Origin of the sequence: Microbacterium sp. NPDC019599 (assembly GCF_040632175.1) — a bacterium.
In the GTDB taxonomy this organism is placed as follows: Bacteria; Actinomycetota; Actinomycetes; order Actinomycetales; family Microbacteriaceae; genus Microbacterium.
Window position 1 is genome coordinate 16,089 of record NZ_JBEYBL010000004.1, and the last position, 20,137, is coordinate 36,225.

Sequence of the window (20,137 nt, forward strand, 5' to 3'; positions counted from 1 at the left end):
CGGACCCGGCCGAGATCGCCCGAACTGCGGGCCGTCGAGCGGTCGCGCCGTCGTTTGCGCATTCTCGATGCCTCCTGGGCGCCCTCCCCTCCACAGTGCGTTCCAATCGGGAGGCTTGCCGGGATCGGATGCTGTCGGTCCGCGTGCGCCGAAACACGAGGCACCGTCGCCGGATGATGTCGATTCCTCCGTGGATGCACGGCGTGGCCTTCACGATCGAACAGGGCAGACAGGCCGGGCTGAGCTATGCCCACATGCGCCGGGCCGCATTCGACCGGCCGTTCCACGGGGTGCGGGTGATCGGCACGGCCGGACGCACTGACGGCGGGCTGGTCGATCGCTGCGCCGACCTTCGGATCGCGCTGCCGGCGGCCGCCGTGTTCACCCACGCGACCGCCGCTCGGCTGTGGGGATTGCCGCTCCCCGGTCACCTCAGCGACGAGCTGCATGTGATGGTTCCGCGTGGGACACCGGTGCGCCGGCCCGGGGTCATCGGGTGGACGCGTGCGGATGACCTCGTCAACGCGACCCTGGTCCATGGACTCCCTGTGATGTCGCCGGCCGACACGTGGGTTTCGATCGCGACGATGACGGCCGAGCGCGGCGGTCGGATCACGCGCGAGTGGCTCGTCGCGATCGCCGACTTCATCGTGTCGGGTCGACGGACGAGGTGGGGTCGCGAACCTGCGCTCGCGACCGTCGGAGAACTCATCGAGGCCGTCGGAAGGCATGGCTCCCGCCGCGGGACGGCCTCACTCGCATGGGCGCTGGCACGCGTGCGGTCGCCGGTCGATTCTCCGCCCGAAACCCTGGTGCGCCTCGGCCTCGTGGCTGCCCGGCTGCCCGAGCCGCAAGTGCAGCCGACGATCCCGACGGCGGCGGGCGACCGGCATCCCGATCTCGCGTACGTCGCGGAGCGCGTTCTCATCGAGTACCTCGGTGAGGTCCATCGCCTGGACCCTCGCACGTGGCGCGCTGACCTCACACGGGTGCAGCTCTTCGAAGACGCGGGCTATCGGGTGATCCTGGCGGGCGCCGACCAGCTCTCGGCGAGCGGCCTAGCGGAGCTCGGCGCCTGCGTGCGCAGAGCGCTCCGAGCCGCTCGCCCAGCCTGACCGGGCCGAGATTGCGTGAACTACGCCTCCGCGAAGGTATCGCGGTCGTTCGCGCAATCTCGGCAGGTTCTCGACGAATTCCGAGCCGAGACCGCCCGGCCCGACAGGGTCAGGATGCCGGGACCAGCGTCAGCGTGTCGGTCGTCGCGTCGTCGACGGCGTCGGGCGTGAAGGCCCAGGGCGTGACCTCGATGCGCTGCCAGGTCTCGGTCTGATCGGTGTAGTTCGGGTGGAAGGCGTGGCCGCTGGCGCCCGTCAGGTGGTTCCAGCCCGACGCGTCGAAGTCGGAGAGGTCGACGATCATGCGCATGGACGGCACGGTCACCGTCTGGAAGCCCTCGCCGAGGGTCCAGCCGGTCGCATCGACGACGGAGCTGCCGCCTCCGACGGAGTACGGTCCGCGGTTGAAGAGCCACTCGATCGGCGCGATGCCCGACTCGCCGAACGTCCCGTTCGTGAGGGACAGGGCGTGCAGCGAGCCCCAGTTCCAGCGCTCGGGGCGGTCGCCCTGGAGCTTCGCGAGCCGCTTGTAGGCTCCTTCGGCCGTGCGCGCGAGCATCTCCTCCTGCCCCGAGACGTCCAGGCCCGGGTTCTGCCACCACTCGGATTCCGGATCCTCGAGCAGGCGGTCGACGACGAGGAAGAGCCGACCCTGGCCGCTGAGCGGCGCGGCCGCCTCGCGTCCGCGCACGAACAGGTTCTGGACGAGCTCGTCCCACAGGACGTTCGCATACGCGGCGGCGGCGGAATCCGCCGAATTCTGCGCGTCCCACGTCTTGAGCAGTTCGATCGCGGCATCCACGTCGTCCTCACCCGTCGTGAAGCCGTCGTAGACCGCGGCGAGCCGGATGCCCATCCAGAACTGCTCGTCGCCCTGGATGTCGAGCATGTCCTGAGCGGTCAGGGGGCTCTTCGCGGCCTTGCGCTCGATGAGTTCGACGATCCGGGCCGCACGCCACCCGTAGTCCCAGTCGTTCGTCAGGAGATACGGATAGTCCCGGTCGACGATCGCGTTGTTCGCCGTCACGATGTAGCCCTCGTCCGGATTGAACGAGACGGGAAGCTCCTCGAAGGGGATGTACCCCTGCCAGTCGTAGGTCGAGTCCCAGCCCGGTTGGGGCATCGAGCCGTCGCCGGCACCGCGGATCGGGAGGCGGCCCGGCGTCTGGTAGCCGATGTTGCCCTCGACGTCCGCGAAGATCAGGTTCTGCGCCGGGACGTCGAAGAGCTCGGCTGCCGCACGGAAGCCTGCGAAGTCCTGTGCGACGTTCATCGCGAAGATGGCGGATGCTGTCGTCCCCGGCTGCAGCGCCGTCCACTGCAGGCTCACGGCGTACTCGCCCGTGGGCGGGTCCGCCGGCTCGACGACGACCCGCTCGGTGCCCGTGAACGGCTCGCCGGCGATCGAGGTGAAGTCCGGAGTGAGGCCCGAGACGATCGGCCCGTGGACGGTCGAGCGGATCTCCAGCTCGACGGGGTCGCCTCCCGCGACCTCGATCGTCTCGGTGCGGACGTCCAGCGGTGTCAGCTCCCCATCGCGCCAGTACTCGTCGCCCTCGACCTTCTCGAGGTACAGGTCGGTGACGTCCGTCGTGAGGTTCGTGAAGCCCCACGCGATGCGCTCGTTGTGGCCGATCACGACGCCCGGCATGCCGGAGAAGCCGAAGCCCGAGACGTCGAAGGGGCACGACTCATCGACCGTCGCGCACCGCAGCCCGATCTGGTGCCACACGCTCGGCATATCGGCGCCGAGGTGCGGGTCGTTCGCGAGGAGCGGCATCCCGGATTCCGTCAGCTCGCCCGAGACGACCCAGGAGTTGGAGCCCACGCCCTCGCCGACTCCGCCCACGAGCGCCGACACGGCCTCGATAACCCCCTCCACCTCGGTCCACTCGACGGAGGCCGTGACCGGCGCGGCAGCAGCATCCGCCCCCGCCGTCATGCCGGCCGGCTGCACCGCGTCGTCGACCGGCGTGATCTGCGGGACGATGACGGGGTTGCGGTCGTACGGGTAGGCGGGGTACAGCTCGGCGATCTGGTCCGACGTGAAGTCGGGGGCCATGAGCGCGCGCTCCGTCTCGGTCTCGATGTTGCCGCGGAGGTCCCAGGCCATCGCCTTGAGCCACGCGACCGAGTCGGCGGGCGTCCAGGGCTCGATCTCGTAGTCCGGGTTCTGCAGGCCCAGGACGGCATACTCGAGCGAGACGGCAGAGCCTTCGTGATCGGCCAGGTAGGCGTTCACGCCGTCGGCGTACGCGTCGTAGTAGCTGCGCGCCGCCTCGTCGAGCTCCTCGACCTCCTGCTCGGCGATCTCGTGCCACCCGAGCGTCCGCAGGAAGCTGTCCGTCGCGACCTGCGACTCGCCGAAGAGCTCGGCGACGCGGCCCGCCGTCACATGGCGGCGGAAGTCCATCTCCCAGAAGCGGTCCTGCGCGTGCACGTACCCCTGCGCGTAGAAGAGGTCGTGGGTCGTCTCGGCGGTGATGACGGGGATGCCGAGCGCGTCGCGCTGGACCGTGACCTCGTCGTCGAGCCCCGCGAGCGCGATCTCGCCGGACACCTGCGGGAACGAGCGCTGGATCGTCCAGACGCCGGCGCCGACCGCGATGAGCGCGAGGACGACGATCCCCGCGACGATGCCGTAGGCGATCAACCCGATCGTGCGTCCGCGGGAGCGCTGGGGCGTCGAGACAGGGGTCGGACCCGTCGGGGTCTTCAGCATTGAAGGGTTCCTTCGGCGTGAGGCATACCGGGACCGCGTCTCACGCGCAACGGTCCCGAGTGCCGCGTGTTCGGGTCGCGGGCACCGTCTGGCATCGTAACGCGCGGCTCGGCGATGCCTCGACCCGGAGGGGCCTGTGAGCCCGCATCCCGCGCCGTCGAGACCGCCAGGGTGTCTTGTGGGGTGCATCGAGGGCGTGGTAGACCAGGCGTGACAACTGGGGGGTCATCATGATGCATGCATCAAACAGTCGGCGGCGTGTCTTCGCTGGGGCTTCGGCAGTCGCGTTCGCCATCGCATTGACCGTCGGAGCGGCAGCTCCGGCACTGGCCACGAGTCCGGTGGACGGAGACCATCGGGTGCCGTACTGCCACGCGACGCACTCCGCGAAGAACCCGTACGTCTACATCGAGACGGACAAGTACGCGGTCGTCAGGGCGCACGAGAAGCACCAGGATCTCGAGGACGTCTACCCGGGCTTCTGGTACGACGACCACGGTGTGGAGACGTGGTTCGAGGGGCGCGGAGATCCCGCATTCGCCCAGAACGGCTGCGAAGGCGGCAGCGGCGGCGGCATCGGCTGAGCGCCCTCCTCGGCGCCGCTCAGTCGGCGCCGAGGTCGGATGCCGCGGCCGCTGGGTGCGAGTACGGCCGAGAGCTGTCTCAGTCGGTGCCCAGGTCGAACGCCGCGGCCTCGGTGACAGCATCCGTCGCGTCGGCGAGAGCCTCTTCGTCGGAGTCCAGCGGCTCAGCCGACTCGATGATGCCGGCGGACTCGCCTGCGGCCACGCGCCCCACGAGCGCGCCCGTGGGGCCGCCGATGAGGCCGAGGCCCGCGTACTGCTCCAGGCGCGCCCGCGAGTCGGCGATGTCGAGGTTGCGCATCGTGAGCTGGCCGATGCGGTCGGTCGGACCGAACGCGGCGTCGCCGACGCGCTCCATCGACAGCTTGTCCGGAGAGTACGACATCCCGGCGGCCTTCGTGTCGAGGATCGTCCAGTCGTCGCCGCGGCGCAGCCGCAGCGTCACCGAGCCCGTGATCGTCGACCCGACCCACTTCTGGATGGACTCGCGCAGCATGAGCGACTGCGGCTCGAGCCAGCGTCCCTCGTACATGAGGCGGCCGAGGCGGCGACCCTGCTCGTGGTACGTCGCGAGGGTGTCCTCGTTCAGGATGCTGTTCACCAGGCGCTCGTACGCGATGAAGAGCAGCGCCATGCCGGGCGCCTCGTAGATGCCGCGCGACTTCGCCTCGATGATGCGGTTCTCGATCTGGTCGCTCATGCCCAGGCCGTGGCGGCCGCCGATGCGGTTGGCCTCGAAGACGAGCTGGACGGGATCGATGAACTCCTGGCCGTTGAGGGCGACGGGCCTGCCGCCGTCGAAGGACACCGTGACGTCCTCGAAGGCGATCTCGACCGACGGGTCCCAGAACGGCACGCCCATGATGGGCTCGACGGTCTCGAGCGAGACGTCGAGGTGCTCGAGGGTCTTGGCCTCGTGCGTCGCGCCCCAGATGTTCGCGTCGGTCGAGTACGCCTTCTCGGCGCTGTCGCGGTAGGGGAAGCCGTGCGCGACGAGCCACTCGCTCATCTCCTTGCGGCCGCCGAGCTCCGTGACGAAGTCGGCGTCGAGCCACGGCTTGTAGATGCGCAGCGCCGGGTTGGCGAGCAGGCCGTAGCGGTAGAACCGCTCGATGTCGTTGCCCTTGTACGTCGACCCGTCGCCCCAGATGTCGACGCCGTCCTCCTTCATGGCGCGGACGAGCAGCGTGCCCGTCACGGCGCGACCGAGAGGCGTCGTGTTGAAGTACGTCTTGCCGCCCGAGCGGATGTGGAACGCGCCGCACGCGAGGGCGACGAAGCCCTCCTCGACGAGGGCCGTCTTGCAGTCCACGAGGCGTGCGACCTCGGCGCCGTACTCGAGCGCGCGGCCCGGGATGGCCTCGATGTCGTCCTCGTCGGGCTGGCCGAGGTCGCCCGTGTAGGTGCAGGGCACGGCGCCCTTGTCGCGCATCCAGGCGACCGCGACGGAGGTGTCCAGACCCCCCGAGAAGGCGATGCCGACGCGCTCGCCGATGGGCAGGGACTGGAGGACCTTCGACATGGATTCCAGCCTACCGATCCCGGCATCCGCGTCCTCGCGCGGGAGGCGAGCGATGTCGGGGACTCTTCTGCTCGCGCCGCACCAGTCACTCCCGTCGCGTCGGCACCACCCGCCACACCTAGATATCCGTCCGACCGTCCCCCTAGGCTGGCGGGGCACGCGTACCGGGGGGTCGTTCCATGCACCAGGGCCGAAGGCGTCTGTCCGCCGCGTTCACTGCGCTCGTCCTCGCTGCTGCGACAGTGCTCGCCGGGGCAGCGCCGGCGGCCGTCGCGGCCGACGGCGACGTCCTGGTCCAGAAGACCGCGAGCGTGCAGACGGTCTCGCCCGGAGAGACGTTCAGCTACACGATCGCCGTCTCGTGCACGACGATCCTCCAGGGCTGCACGAACGCCATCCTCGACGACTCCGTGCCGTCCGAGTTCACGGTGCTCGGCGCGACGATCGGCCCCGGGCTGCAAGGCGACGTCAGCGTCGACGGTCAGGATGTCCACGTCGACTTCACGATGCCCATCGTCGGCGGCACGACCGGGATCCCCGCGGGCACTTCGGGCATCGTGACGATCCAGGTCCAGGCCCGCGACGACCTCCCCTACGAAGCCAACGGCATCCCGGTCCCCAACACCGCGACGACGGATGCCGACACCCAGCAGTCGGGTCCGCTCGACAGCACGGCCGAGGTCACGCCCGTGATCCCGCTGGACCTGGCGACGACGGTGGACAAGACACTCGACCCGCCGAGCGCCGTCGCAGACCCGGGAACGCCGGTGACGGCGACCATCACCGCGACGAACAGCTCCAACGCGAACGTCGATCAGATCGTGATCACCGATCCGGTCGATCCGACCGTCACGCCCAACCCATTCACGACACTGCCGTTCACCGGCATCCAGTCCGTGTCGTACCCGGCGGGCGCCGAGACCGCGCAGGTGCTGGTGTGGGATGGCGCGCAATGGGTCCCGGGTACGCCGGTTACCCCTCCCACCATCCCCCAGCCGCCCGCGGGCGTGCCGGACGATCAGGTGCTCGGCGTGCAGATCGTGTTCACGAGCACGACCGACCCCGGGATCGAGCAAGGAGCCACGGCCGGCGCGGTGATCGGCATGGAGCACGGGCCGGATGTGCAAGACAGCCCCGACAACGTCACCGTGACGAACTCCACGGAGAGCGAGGTGTCGCTCGACGGAACGATCGCGACCGATGACGATGCGGCGACCCATCAGATCATCGCCGAGGATGTCCAGGTCTCGGCCGGCAAGTCCTTCAACCCGACGCAGGTGCCCGCCGGCGGGACATCGGTGGCGACGCTCACCGCAGGCAACCAGAGCGCCTTCTCCCTTCCCGAGCTCACGATCACCGAGCCCAGTCTCACGGGCGACGACCCCTTCGCCGACGGCTTCGACGAGTCTCTGCAGTTCACGGGGTTCACGGGGGCCGTGCAGTATCCCGCGGGCGCGACAGCAGCCACCGTCACCTACTACTACGACGACGGCACGAGCGAGACCCTGCCCTTCGCGAACGGCACCACGCCGCCAGCGCCCAGCGGCACCGTCGTGCGCTTCCAGATCACGTTCACCGGTGACATCGCGCCCTCAGCGCAGACCAGCATCCCGTTCGGCGTGGCGACAGATCCCGATCAGGTCGGGTTCCCCGCGACGATTCCGAATGAGATCACCGTCGAGGGCACGGGGCCGATCGGCGGAAGCGGCACCGCGACGGCGGATGCGGATCTCTCCGTCTTCGAGCGACACCTCGAGATCATCACCGGCAAGTCGATCTACCCCGACTCGATCGTCGACCGGCCGGGCGAATGGGCGCTCGTGACGCTGTCCGGGACGATCGCCGACTTCCCGCGCTCGACGACGAACGCGGATCAGGTCGTCATCCAGGACCCGCAGGCCGTGCCCTATGACGTCGACGGCACGTTCTGGGATGAGTTCGACGCGACTGAGATCACCCAGACCGCGGTGCCCGCCAACGCGACCCTGTCGATCAACTACTGGGACGGCACGCAGTGGGTGCCGCTGCCCGGCGCACAGGACATCCAGGGCCCGACGACGCCACCGCAGTTCTCGATGGACATCCCCGCGGATCTGCAGGACGACATCCTCGGCCTCCAATTCGTCTACACGGCGCAGGACGGCGAGACCTTCCCGCCGGGAACGAGCTTCGAGCCTCACTTCACGGTCGAGAAGCGCGCGACGGAGCGCGATCCCGCCACGCAGACGGAAGCTCCGGATGCCGTGCCGAACTGCGCGTCGAGCTCGGGTTCGAGCCCCGAGGTGGCATCGACGCCCACACCGGATTCGACGGCCTGCGACGACCTGCCGCTCATCCCGACCGACGGCGGCGGAGGAGGCGGCGGACCCGATGTGATGGACAAGTCCATCGAGCCCAACGTCATCACGTCGCGCTCGCAGCAGCAGGCCACGATCACGCTCGACTGGTCGACGGGCGGCTTCTCGAGCGTCGATTCCATGACGATCCAGGACGAGGCGATCCCGCCATTGAGCACACCCGCCTCGATCGCGACGTCGTTCTACGACGCCTTCGACGTCGTGGCGGTGCCCGCCATCTCGTCGGCGATGGATCCGCTCCTCCTCTTCGACCAGGTCGCAGCCGTCCAGCTCTGGGACGGGACGACATGGCGTGACCTGGCGAACGACCCGTGTCCAGCCGCCTGCGACGGCGCATTCCCCGGGGTGACGCTCACGACGGCCGACCGCGACGACGCCCTCGGCATCCGCCTGGTCTTCGTCGAGAGCCCGACGCGTGCCACGACGTCCGTGGGAGACCCCACCGCGCCGCCGGTGGGCAGCGGCGTCGCGCGGTCGAGCGGCAACGACCGACAGGTGCTGCTCACGGTGGAGCTGCGCGACACCCGGCGGTCGGACGGTGCCCCGGCGATGGGAACCCTCGACTACAACATCGCGGACAACGACCCGGCGGTCGGGACGGTGCTCGACACGGCCTCCGCGGTCGGAGTGGACGGCACCGACACGGTGCTGAACTCGCAGGACTCCGACACGATCGCGATCATCGACGTCCCGCTGAACGTCACGCTCGGCAAGACGTGGTCGAACAGTCCGTTCGGAGTGCCGCCCGACGGCACGCCGCAGTCGAGCTTCCCGACGGGGCGTGTGACGCTCGTCGGAACGAACCAGACCGCGGCCAAGGTCGACACGATGACGATCCAGGACCCGGCGCCTGGAGCGGCCGAGAACCCGTTCACCTTCTTCAACCTCATCGGGTTCCTCGACATCACGATCCCCCCTGGCGCCGATCCCACGCAGACCGTCGTCACCCTCAGCCGCGACACGGACGACGACGGGATTGCCGACGGGTCGACGACGCACACCGTGACGGGCGCGCTCGCCCTGACCGAGCCCGAGCTGGCGGACGTCGTCGGCGTCCTCATCGAACACCACGGGCGGATAAACCCGGGCGCGGCGAGCACCGTCACGATGGACCTTCGGCTGCGCGAGTTCGTCCGTGGCACCCCGGGTGTGCGCGTCGATCAGGATGACAGCCCGGTGGACAATCAAGCCGTCGCGTCCATCGACGACGCCGGCGGTGGAGCAGCCGGGAACGTCACGAGCGACACGGACACCGCGAGCGTCGACCTCACGGAGCTGGACCTGACCGTCGACGCGACGAAGTCCTTCTCGCCGAACACGCAGGTGGAGCCGGACGACTCCCCGGTCCTGATGACCCTGACGGGGCAGCCGACCGGTTCGTCACGCACGTATGCGATGCGGATCGAGGATTCGGCGCCCACGTTCTGGAACGCCTTCGACTTCGTCGGGGTCGATCCCTCGTACACCCTGACGGCGCCGATCAACCTCATGCGGATGTCGATCTTCACGGGCGGCACGTTCACCGAGGTGGGCGGCACCGTGGTGGTCACGGGTGGGGCGTGGCAGGTCGGACCGTTCCAGACGCTCGCCCAGTTCGAGGCGAACCCGTTCCCGTTCCCGGGAGTCGACCCGGCCGACGTGCAGGGCATCCGATTCGGGTTCATGGACGACGACGACGGCGACGGCATCGACGGCGCCCAGTGGGAGAACCCCACGACCCCGCTGCAGAGCGTGCCCGTGCTCGTGCAGCGCCGTGTCGACCTGCGCACCGGCGGCGCCGTGCCCAGCGATCGACCCGATCTGACGCCCGCTCCAGGAGAAGCGGCTCCCGGCGAGTTCAGCAACCAGCAGACGACGACGATCTGCCCGTTCCTCAGCTGCGACATCGAGGACCCCGACACCCAGCCGATCGCGCAGGACAGCGCGACCGCCCAGATGTTCTTCCAGCACGCCACCTCTGCCGTCGAGATCACCAAGAGCCCCACGCAGGGGAGCGCATTCGGCCCTGCCGAGGTCATCCCCTACCAGATCACGGTCACCAATACGGGCGAATGGCCCATCGAGAATCCTGTCATCACCGATGATCCGCTGCAGGACGGCCAGCTCAGGGTCGATCCCTTCGATGACGCGGGCGACGGGACGTTCCGATTCGACCTGTCGGGCGCGGCCGCGCCCTCACCGCCGAACGGGCTCCCGATGCCGGAGGACGTCGGAAACGTGACCATCGATCCGGCCGGCGGGCAGTTCGTGTTCACCTTCCCGGCGGGCACCGTGCTCGAGGTCGGTCAGAGCTACACGATCTCCATCGACCTCATGTTCACGGTCGGCCTCCCGGGAGGCACGAACGTCGGCAATGAGGCGACGGTCTCAGGCGATCGGCCCTTCGATGCCTGCAACGACGTCGAAGGTGCAGTGGACGAGTGCACCGCCGGGACCGAAGTCACTGTCCTCGCGGCAGGTGCGGTGCGCTCGGGCAAGGGCGTCCGCGTGCTCGACCCCGAGCTCGGATCCTTCGACGTCCTCACGGGCGATGAGGACTGCGCGCCCAATGTTCCCCCGATCGCCGACCCCGACGATGAGGGATTCGCGTGGGTGACCTGCGTTCCGCGGTCCAAGCCCGGCGGTGAGGTCGACTGGCGGATGGCGATCGTCAACACGGGCAACATCCCGATGGATCGCCTCGTTATGATCGATCGGCTTCCCGTCCCCGGAGACACGGGCGTGATCAGCGGCCTGGATCGCGAGTCAGAATGGCAGCCGATCTTCAACGGCGGCGTCGAGCTCGTCCAGTCGCCCGCCGGGGCGACGATGAGCTACCAGGTGACGACGGGCGATGTGTGCAGCGATGACCTCGACACGACCATGACGCCGACCTGCCCTCCCGGGTCGTGGGTCGATCCTGCGACGGTCGCCGACCTCTCGACGATCACGGGACTGAAGGTCGTCATCGACCTCGCGCCCGGATTCGAGCTGATGCCGGGCGATGGCGCGCTCCTGGACTATCGGACGATCACGCCGCCTGTGCCGCCCGACCTCGACAATCCGGACACGATCGCCTGGAACACCGTCGCGACGGGCGCGCACCTCACGCAGATCCAGAGCAACGGGTCGTTCGACTCGTCCCCGATCGAGGGCAGCAAGACCGGGGTGGCGCTCGCGACGGGATCCATCCAGGTCCAGAAGACCGTCAGCGGCAATGCCGCCGAATTCGCGCCGGCGACGTTCGATGTCCGGCTCCTCTGCGTATCGGCGGTCGGCACGCCCGTCCAGCAGCTCCTGCCGCCGATCGACCTGACCCTGACCGCGGATGAGATCCAGACCGTCGAGCCGCTCCCCTGGGGCGCGGAGTGCGAACTCATCGAGGGCGACAACGGACAGATCGGCGCCTCCGGAAGCGGCGGAGTCGTGGTGAGTGAAGAGCCCTTCGACACCGTGACTCTCGACAACGTCTACGGATTGGCCGGCCTGCGGATCACGAAGGCGGTGCAGTCGGATGCCGTCGACGCCGAAGGTCAGCCCATCGAGTTCGGACCTTTCGAGGTGGCCGTCGACTGCACCTTCCTGGGCGAGCCGGTGTGGGCCGACGGCTACGACGCGACTCCCATGGTGATCGAGGTCGAACCCGGTGTGCCGGTAGAGCTCACCGGGTTCCCTGCGAACACGGTCTGCAACGTCTCGGAGACCGACACGGGCGGTGCGGACGATGTCGTGCTGACCGGGACGACGGCTACCGACGTCATCCCTCCGAACCCCGACGGATCGGTGACGATCACCCTCGGTGCCGACGACGGTGAGATCTTCAACGCCGTGGCGGTGACGAACACCTTCGACGTCGGCTCGATCGCGCTCACGAAGGTGATCACCCCCGTGGACACCCCCTTCGCCGACCCCCCGTACATCGTGCACGTCACCTGCACGTTCGAAGGCATCACCACTTGGGACGGCGACCTGGTCTTCGCGGCGGCGGCGGACGATCCGACGACCGCCGACGACGAGACCGACCTCGTCGCACAGGTGGACGACATCGTCGCGGGGTCTTCGTGCGAGTTCGAAGAGACAGTCGAGGGATCCGCCACCACCGTCGCGATCGACCCGAACCCCGTGACCGTGGGAAGCGGCGAGATCGCGTCCGTCACCGTGACGAACACCTTCGAAGAAGGCAGCGTCACGGTCGTCAAGGAGTTCGTCGGCGACGACCTGACGTGGGCGGCCGACAGTTACGAGGTCACGATCGTGTGTCTCGACCTGTCGACGGGGTTCATCATCACGGACATCCCCGGTGGAATGACGCGCACCCTGACCGAGGCGAATGGATGGTCCGCGACCTACGACCCGCTGCCGGCCGGCGCGCTGTGCCTGATGGGCGAGACCATGACCGGAGGGGCGAACTCGTCGCAGATCCTCGATGAGAACGGCGACCCCGTGACGTTCTGGCTGGTGGAGGGTGACGACGCGCGGCAGTTCACGGTCGAGAACACCTACTCGGTGGGGTCGCTCACCGTGGAGAAGTCGCTCGAGGGCGAGCCCGCGGCGAGCCTGAGCCCGGCGACCGAGGACAGCTACGAGGTGAGCCTGTCGTGCACGTATGTCGTCGATGGCGAGGTCGTCGATGTGTCGCCGATTCCCGGCGGTGCCACGCGCACGATCACCGGTGCGGGCTCCGTGACCTACGAGTCGCTCCCGACCGGTGCCGAGTGCACGGTGGCCGAGACCGACCCCGGCTTCGCGTCGGACCACACGATCAGCCCGGACCAGCCGGTGATCATCGGCGACGACACCGCCCCGGTCGTCGTCGAGGTCGAGAACATCTTCGTGAACGGCTCGGTCTCCGTGGTGAAGACGGTCGACGCGCCCGACGGCTTCCCTGTGCCGGACGAGTTCACCGCGACGGTGTCGTGCACGTGGCAGGGCGCAGAGGTGCCGCTCGTCGACGGCGGCGTGGTGACGCTCGTGCCCGGTGCAGATCCGATCGTCATCCTCGACGTTCCGGTCGGCTCGATCTGCACCGTAGCCGAGGACGACCAAGGACAGACGGATGCTGTCGTGACGCCGGAGACCGTCACCGTCGCGGCCGAGGACCAGACCTTCGCCTTCTCGATCGAGAACGTGTACGAGTGGGCGTCCCTCGAGATCGGCAAGCTCGTCGAGTCGGACTCCGCCTTCATCCCCACGCAGTTCGAGTTCCACGTCGTCTGCACGTTCGAAGGGGAGACGGTCGTCGACTCGACGTTCGCGCTCGACGCGGGACAGACGGAGACGATCACCGAGATCCCTGCACGGTCGGAGTGCACGATCACCGAGACCGATGCGCATCAGGCCGACGACACGATCATCGCGGTCGACGTGCCCGGAGGCGAGGGTGAACTCGCCCCCCAGATCGACGAAGAGGCGCGCACGGTCGTGATTCCGGAGTTGCCCGCGGGCAGCGACACGATCGCCACCGTCACGTACACGAACCTGTTCGACACCTCGGCGCTGGTGCTCCGCAAGGAGTTCGCGGGTGCCGGAGCCGAGCAGTTCGGCGTCGACGAGACCTTCGTCTTCGACTACAGCTGCACGTTCGACGGCCAGGTGGTGCTGGAAGGACAGGTCGACCTCAACGCAGACAACGGATGGCAGACCGCCGTCACCGAAGTGGTGGCCGGATCTCTGTGCACAGTCAGCGAGGTCGACCTCAACGGGGCCGATGCGGTGGTGATCACCCCCAACGACGGCGTCGACACGGCGACCGGTGTCATCGAGGTTCCCGCCCAGGGCGGCGTCGTGACGATCACCGCGACGAATTGGTACCTCACCGGCTCGCTCGAGGTCACCAAGACGTTCGCCGGCGCCGGCGCCGAGAAGTTCGGCACCGCGAGCTTCCTGCTCCGCCTCGTGTGCGAACGAGACGGCGAGACCGTGGAGATCCCGGGGACAGGGCTCCGGACTGTGAACGCGGGCGACCCCATCGCGCTGTGGGAGAACCTGCCCACCGGATCGACGTGCACGCTCACGGAAGTCACCGACGGCGGGGCGAACTCCACGGCGATCTACGACGCGGACGGCAACCTGATCGCGGCCGACGCCGGCGAGGGCTACACGTTCACGGTCGAGACGGATCCGACGATCCTGAGTGTGGACGACCAGCCGCAGCCAGGCCTGGTCGTCGAGAACACCTTCAACTTCGCCCAGGTCTCGGTCACCAAGACGGTCGAATCGCTCGGTGTCGACATCGACGGCGACCCGATCGAGTACGGACCGTTCGAGGTCGAGCTGGCGTGCGACTGGCGGGGCGACGCCGTTGCGGCCGCCGAGCCGATGACGCAGACGATCGCCGACGGGGAGACGTTCACGTGGACGGAGCTTCCCGAGGGCGCGGAGTGCACCATTACGGAGACGAACACGATGGATGCCCCGGTCACGACGGTCGCGGTCACCCAGGGCGGCGCTACAGGCGATGCAACAGAAGGAACGATCGCCGAGCTCGAACCGCTACCCGACGTGGACGCCGCGGATCAGACGTCGGTGGCGTTCGTGAACGAGTACCCCGACCCGCCGGTGAGGGTGTCGAAAGTCGTCGAGGGCGACGCGCCCGATCCCGGCCGCTTGTACACGTTCCACGTGCGCTGCGTCCTCATCGACGCTTCGCACCCGGCCCCGGGACTCCTCCTGCGCGACGGCACGATCCAGGTGGGCACAGAAGCCGCCTACGTGGCGACACTCCTGCCGACGGGCGCGGAATGCACGATCACCGAGGTGGACACCGGCGGCGCGGACGACACGACGATCATGATCGACGGCGTCCCGGTCTCGGGAACGACTGCCGTCGCAGTGCTCGGAACCGTCTCCATGGAGATCGTGGTGACGAACGACTTCGGGCTTGCGCCGACGGGGCTCGATGCCGCATCCCTGTGGGGAGCCGCGATGCTGGCGGCCTTCATGATCGGGGGCGGGGTCGTGCTCGTCATCCTCCGGCGCCGGCACCGGGCGGGCTGACCGAGGTCGCGGGTGCGGACAGGGCCCGGTGACCGCCTCTTACCCCAGCGCGATGTGAACGAGAGGATGCCGCGGCCCGAGTGAGCCGCGGCATCCGGACAGAATTCGGGGGCGAGGTGACGCAGCCACGCGTCCCCTCACCCCCGGATCCATCCGGCTCAGGCCGGCAGCGCCCCTGCTGCCGCAGCCGCTGTGTGCCTCGCCGCACGCCGCTCGCGGTAGCGACCGATCGCGACGATCCCTGCGCCGATGGCGAGGAAGCCCGCGAAGATCGCGCCGAGGTAGATCGCGACCGAGCCGTATCCGCCCGCACCGTGCGGGTCGAGGAACGGGTACGGGTACCACCACGGCGTGGACCCGTCGGGGTTCGCGACGAGCTCTCCGCGCACCATCGTGTATCCCAGCCACGTGAGCGGGTAGCCCACGATGACTGCGAGCGACCACCACGGCAGACCGCGCCGGCGCGGCGCGAGCAGCAGGTCGCACACGAAGTAGATCGGCATGACGACGTGCAGGACGTCGATCGCGTATGAGTCGAGCAGCGCGATGCCGGCGGAGTCCCCCAGCGCGATCTCACTGGGCAGACCGCGCAGCAGGATGTTGTAGACGAGGCCGAGAAGGATGACGGGGCCTGCCACCGCCGCCAGCCCGAGAGCGATCGCCAGCGGCTCGCGGGAGGTCCCCGGGTGCCGCTCCGACCATGAGGCAGCCGTCACGAGGACCACGACGCTCAAGAGCGACGAGACGATCGTGAAGAGGCTGAAATAGTTCGCCAGCACGTCCCCCAAGACCTGCCCTTCACGGGCGGCACGATCGACGTTGACGATGAACCCGGCGACTACTCCCGAGAGAGCTGTGATCGCCGCCGCGATCCTGATCCATATCCAGTACATGAGACGACCCTTCGTATTTGTGTATGCGGTTGTGTCGTCTCCCCCGGGAACAGGTGTAGTGACCCGGGGTCCTGAATCGTGAAAATCCGTACCCCGGAGCGCAGAAGGAAGGGGCGCGGTCAGCGGTTTTTGTACCCGGGGGACAAAGTGTCCCCCAAAGAGCGGACAGAAAGGTCCGGAACGGGTTTTCCCCTGGTCGGAGGCCCGAGAAGCGGACTCAACCGCCCACGACGACGGGCGCGGCGACGGCGGCGCGAGCGGTCCCGCGGCGCCGGCCGACCCACACGACGAGCGTCGCGGCGATCGCGATCACCACGGCGATGCCGACGACGTAGAGGGCGACCGTCGCATACCCGTCGTCGAAGTTGTTCGGGTTGAGGAACGGGTACGGGTACCAGAACGGCTGGCCCGTGTTGGGATTCGTCGTGAGCGGCCCGCGGAGGAGCGTGTAGACGACCCACGCGATGGGCAGCACGAGGATCTCGGCGACCGCACGCCACCTCAGCGCGTGACGCCGCGGGCCGAGGAAGAGGTCGGCGAGCAGGAAGAGCGGACCGACGACGTGCAGGATCTCGTTGGACCACGGCACCGTCGTCCCCTGCGGGAGCGGGATGCCGCGCAGCAGCAGGTTGTAGACGACGCCCGTGACGATCATGTAGGTCGTGGCGCACGCGAGCGCGACGGCGAGCGAGCGCGGCTCGGGGGTTTCAGCCGGGCCGGCCGGCCCCGAGGCGGAGACGGTGCCCCTCGTCCAGAACCAGACGACCGCCCACGCGAGGACGACGGCCGACAGCACGTTCGACAGGATCGTGAAGAAGCTGAAGAAGTTCACGACCGTCGTGACGACGTCGCCGCGGACGGCCAGCATCCCGCCGATCGTGCGGACGGCCTGCGCGATGACCGCGGCGGCGATGAGGACGGATGCCGCGGCCCGCACGAGCGTCCACGTCCGTGCCCAGCCCGGGGTGCGCGTCATGCGCACACCCTATCGGCGGCGCCGCGCCTCAGCGCGGGAGGCGCGGCACCGAGCTCACGAGCGACTGCGCGTACTCGGTCGCGGGCGCCGTGAGGAGCGTGCGGGTCGGACCGGACTCGACGACGCGCCCCGATCGCAGCACGACCGTCCGCGCGCACACCGCCGCGACGGCGCCCAGGTCGTGCGAGACCATGACGAGCGCGAGGCCGTGGTCCCGGCGCAGCTGCGCGAGGAGGTCGATCACCTGCACGCGCGTCGTCACGTCCAGGGCGCTGACCGGCTCGTCGGCCAGGAGGAGGCGCGGCCGCGACACGATCGCGCGCGCGATCGCGATCCGCTGGCGCTGGCCGCCGGAGAATTCGTGCGGGTAGCGGAGGAGCGCGTCGGCGTCGAGGTTGACGGATGCGAGTGCGGCCGCCACGCGGGTCCGTGCCTCCGCGCCCTTCGCGATGCCGAGCGACCGGAGCGGCTCGCCGACGATGCGGTCGATCCGCTGCCGCGGGTCGAGCGAGGAGTACGGGTCCTGGAACACGGGCTGCACGGCCGCCCGGAAGCGGCGCAGGACTGCGCGGTCCCGCAGGTTCAGTGGAGCGCCGTCGAAGCGCACCTCTCCTGTCCGCGCCCAGGAGGAGCCGGAGGATCGTGGACTTGCCGGCGCCGGACTCGCCGACGAGGCCCAGGCTCTCGCCGTCGCCGATCGACAGCGAGACGTCCTCCAGCACGGTCTGGGCGCCGTAGGAGTACCCCGCCGAAGTCAGCTCGAGGATGCTCACGACGGACCTCCCTCACCCGGGGCGACAGCATCCAGTGCCGCATCCAGAGCGCGTGCGCTCTCGACCAGCGACGTCGTGTACGGATGCTGCGGCTCGCGGACGATGCGCATGACGGGGCCCTCCTCGACCACGGCGCCGCCCTGCATGACGACGATCCGCTCGACCATGCGAGAGACGACGGCGAGGTCGTGGCTGATGAACAGGAGTGCCATGCCGCGCTCCCGCACGAGCCGCTCCATGAGGCCCAGCACGCCGTCCTGCACCGTGACGTCGAGCGCCGTCGTGGGCTCGTCGGCGATGAGCAGGCGCGGCTGCGCCGCCAGCGCGATGGCGATCGCGACGCGCTGGCGCTGACCGCCGGACAGCTCGAACGGGAAGGAGCGCGCGACGCGCTCGTCCGGGAGCGCGACCTCGGCCAGTGCGCGGGCGACGGCCTCGCGCAGCCCGGCGCCGCGCAGGCCGAGGTGGCGGCGCAGGGGCTCGGCGATCTGGCGCCCGACCCGCATGAGCGGGTCGAGGGCCGTCAGGGGCTCCTGGAACACGATCTCGGCGACGGGTCCGCGCAGGGAACGCAGGGCCGCATCCGGCCGGCCCACGATCTCGTGTCCGTCGAGCCGGACCGAGCCGGATGCCGTCAGCGTGTCGGGGAGGAGGTCGAGCGCCGCGAGGGACGTCAGCGACTTGCCCGAGCCGGACTCGCCGATGATGCCGACGCGGTCGCCCGCGTCGAGGGTGAACGAGACGTCGCGGACGAGCGCCCGCGCAAGCGGTGGGGGGATCGACGCAATCGAGCGTCATTCAAGGCAATGCTGAACACACGCTCGGTATTCCGCCGCTCCTGCAGCCGGCGCTCGCCGGGAGTGGCGTGGGCCTCTCGATAGACTGGTCGGGCCCGTCCCGCGCACACGGCGCAGCAACTCCCAGGGGGTCTCATGCCAGGCATCGTCATCGTCGGAGTCCAGTGGGGAGACGAGGGCAAGGGCAAGGCGACCGATCTGCTCGGCGAGCGCACCGACTGGGTCGTCAAGTTCAACGGCGGCAACAACGCGGGCCACACCGTCGTGATCGGCGACGAGAAGTACGCGCTGCACCTGCTGCCGTCCGGCATCCTCTCCCCCGGCGTCAATCCCGTCATCGGCAACGGCGTCGTCATCGACCTCGAGGTGCTCTTCTACGAGCTCGAGGCGCTGCACGCGCGCGGACTGGACACGTCGCGCCTGCGGATCAGCGCCAACGCGCACATCATCACGCAGTACCACCGCGTACTGGACCGTGTGACGGAGCGCTTCCTCGGCAAGCGCCAGATCGGCACGACGGGGCGCGGCATCGGCCCTGCGTACGCCGACAAGATCAATCGCGTCGGGATCCGCGTGCAGGACCTCTTCGACGAGAACATCCTGCGGCAGAAGGTCGAGGGCGCCCTCGACCAGAAGAACCACCTGCTGCTCAAGGTCTACAACCGGCGTGCGATCGCGGCGGATGCCGTCGTGGAGGACCTCCTCTCGTACGTCGACCGGCTGCGGCCCATGGTCGCCGACACGGGCCTGCTGCTGAACCAGGCCCTGGATGCGGGCGACGTCGTCGTGTTCGAGGGCGGTCAGGCCACGATGCTCGACGTCGACCACGGCACGTACCCGTTCGTGACCTCCTCGTCCGCGACGGCGGGCGGCGCGTCGACGGGCTCGGGAGTCGGGCCCAACCGCCTGGACCGCATCGTCGGCATCGCGAAGGCGTACACGACCCGCGTCGGCTCGGGTCCGTTCCCGACCGAGCTCTTCGACGACCAGGGCGAGTGGCTCCGCTCGCGCGGATTCGAGTTCGGCACGACGACGGGCCGGCCCCGCCGCGTCGGCTGGTACGACGCTCCCATCACGCGCTATGCGACGCGGATCAACGGCATCACCGACATCGTCCTTACCAAGCTCGACATCCTGACGGGCCTCGACCAGATCCCCGTGTGCGTCGCGTACGACGTCGACGGCGAGCGGTTCGACGAGATCCCTGTCAACCAGTCCGACTTCCACCACGCGAAGCCGATCCTGGAGTACTTCGCGGGCTGGAAGGACGACATCTCGACGGCGCGCACCTTCGACGACCTGCCTCGCGAGGCGCAGGAGTATGTGCTCGCCCTCGAGGCGATGAGCGGCACCCGCATCTCGGTGATCGGCGTGGGGGCCGCCCGCGACGAGGTCGTCGTGCGCCACGACCTCGTCGACTGAC

General features: G+C 69.1%; 9 protein-coding genes and 1 pseudogene. 4 read left to right on the forward strand and 6 right to left on the reverse strand.

What is annotated here, in order from left to right; translation table 11 throughout:
- The first annotated feature begins 173 nt into the window (after positions 1–173).
- Positions 174–1,115 carry a hypothetical protein gene (locus tag ABZ477_RS08970; protein ID WP_360131151.1) on the forward strand — a complete coding sequence of 314 codons (942 nt, stop codon included), beginning with the start codon at positions 174–176 and terminating at the stop codon, positions 1,113–1,115.
- A 109-nt stretch (positions 1,116–1,224) separates the two neighbouring features.
- On the opposite strand, the gene ABZ477_RS08975 is transcribed toward ABZ477_RS08970, so the two are convergent.
- On the reverse strand, positions 1,225–3,837 hold the full coding sequence (locus tag ABZ477_RS08975) for a penicillin acylase family protein (protein ID WP_360131153.1): 2,613 nt from the start codon (positions 3,835–3,837) through the stop codon (positions 1,225–1,227).
- Positions 3,838–4,178: 341 nt separating this feature from the next.
- Between ABZ477_RS08975 and ABZ477_RS08980 the strand changes: the two genes are divergently transcribed.
- On the forward strand, positions 4,179–4,421 hold the full coding sequence (locus ABZ477_RS08980) for a hypothetical protein (protein WP_360131155.1): 243 nt from the start codon (positions 4,179–4,181) through the stop codon (positions 4,419–4,421).
- Positions 4,422–4,500: 79 nt separating this feature from the next.
- Here the strand turns inward: ABZ477_RS08980 and argG are convergent, their stop codons facing one another.
- Positions 4,501–5,943: an argininosuccinate synthase gene (argG, locus tag ABZ477_RS08985; protein ID WP_360131157.1), complete on the reverse strand. Its 1,443-nt coding sequence runs from the start codon at positions 5,941–5,943 to the stop codon at positions 4,501–4,503.
- 179 nt (positions 5,944–6,122) lie between these two features.
- Between argG and ABZ477_RS08990 the strand changes: the two genes are divergently transcribed.
- On the forward strand, positions 6,123–15,275 hold the full coding sequence (locus ABZ477_RS08990; protein ID WP_360131159.1) for a DUF5979 domain-containing protein: 9,153 nt from the start codon (positions 6,123–6,125) through the stop codon (positions 15,273–15,275).
- Between the two features lie 158 nt (positions 15,276–15,433).
- Here ABZ477_RS08990 and ABZ477_RS08995 read toward each other — a convergent pair whose 3' ends face one another.
- The 4 genes and pseudogenes from ABZ477_RS08995 to ABZ477_RS09010 form a co-directional block, all read right to left on the reverse strand.
- Positions 15,434–16,168: a Pr6Pr family membrane protein gene (locus ABZ477_RS08995; protein ID WP_360131162.1), complete on the reverse strand. Its 735-nt coding sequence runs from the start codon at positions 16,166–16,168 to the stop codon at positions 15,434–15,436.
- 217 nt (positions 16,169–16,385) lie between these two features.
- Complete coding sequence (locus ABZ477_RS09000; RefSeq protein ID WP_360131165.1) at positions 16,386–17,144, reverse strand: Pr6Pr family membrane protein; 759 nt, start codon at positions 17,142–17,144, stop codon at positions 16,386–16,388.
- A 28-nt stretch (positions 17,145–17,172) separates the two neighbouring features.
- A pseudogene (locus ABZ477_RS09005) lies at positions 17,173–17,917 on the reverse strand (ABC transporter ATP-binding protein).
- Entirely contained in the window at positions 17,914–18,705 is a 792-nt protein-coding gene (locus ABZ477_RS09010) for an ABC transporter ATP-binding protein (RefSeq protein WP_360131970.1), read from the reverse strand. Before ABZ477_RS09010 ends, ABZ477_RS09005 begins: the two are co-directional and overlap by 4 nt.
- 144 nt (positions 18,706–18,849) lie before the next feature.
- Between ABZ477_RS09010 and ABZ477_RS09015 the strand changes: the two genes are divergently transcribed.
- Positions 18,850–20,136 (forward strand): adenylosuccinate synthase, encoded by a 1,287-nt coding sequence (locus tag ABZ477_RS09015; protein ID WP_360131168.1) that lies wholly within the window; start codon positions 18,850–18,852, stop codon positions 20,134–20,136.
- Position 20,137 lies beyond the last annotated feature (1 nt).

Bases quoted from the DNA above. Each gene is read 5' to 3' on its own strand.
- ABZ477_RS08970 (WP_360131151.1), top strand. From the start codon at position 174: ATGATGTCGATTCCTCCGTGGATGCACGGCGTGGCCTTCACGATCGAA.
- ABZ477_RS08975 (WP_360131153.1), bottom strand. From the start codon at position 3,837: ATGCTGAAGACCCCGACGGGTCCGACCCCTGTCTCGACGCCCCAGCGC.
- argG (WP_360131157.1), bottom strand. From the start codon at position 5,943: ATGTCGAAGGTCCTCCAGTCCCTGCCCATCGGCGAGCGCGTCGGCATC.
- ABZ477_RS08990 (WP_360131159.1), top strand. From the start codon at position 6,123: ATGCACCAGGGCCGAAGGCGTCTGTCCGCCGCGTTCACTGCGCTCGTC.
- ABZ477_RS08995 (WP_360131162.1), bottom strand. From the start codon at position 16,168: ATGTACTGGATATGGATCAGGATCGCGGCGGCGATCACAGCTCTCTCG.
- ABZ477_RS09000 (WP_360131165.1), bottom strand. From the start codon at position 17,144: ATGACGCGCACCCCGGGCTGGGCACGGACGTGGACGCTCGTGCGGGCC.
- ABZ477_RS09015 (WP_360131168.1), top strand. From the start codon at position 18,850: ATGCCAGGCATCGTCATCGTCGGAGTCCAGTGGGGAGACGAGGGCAAG.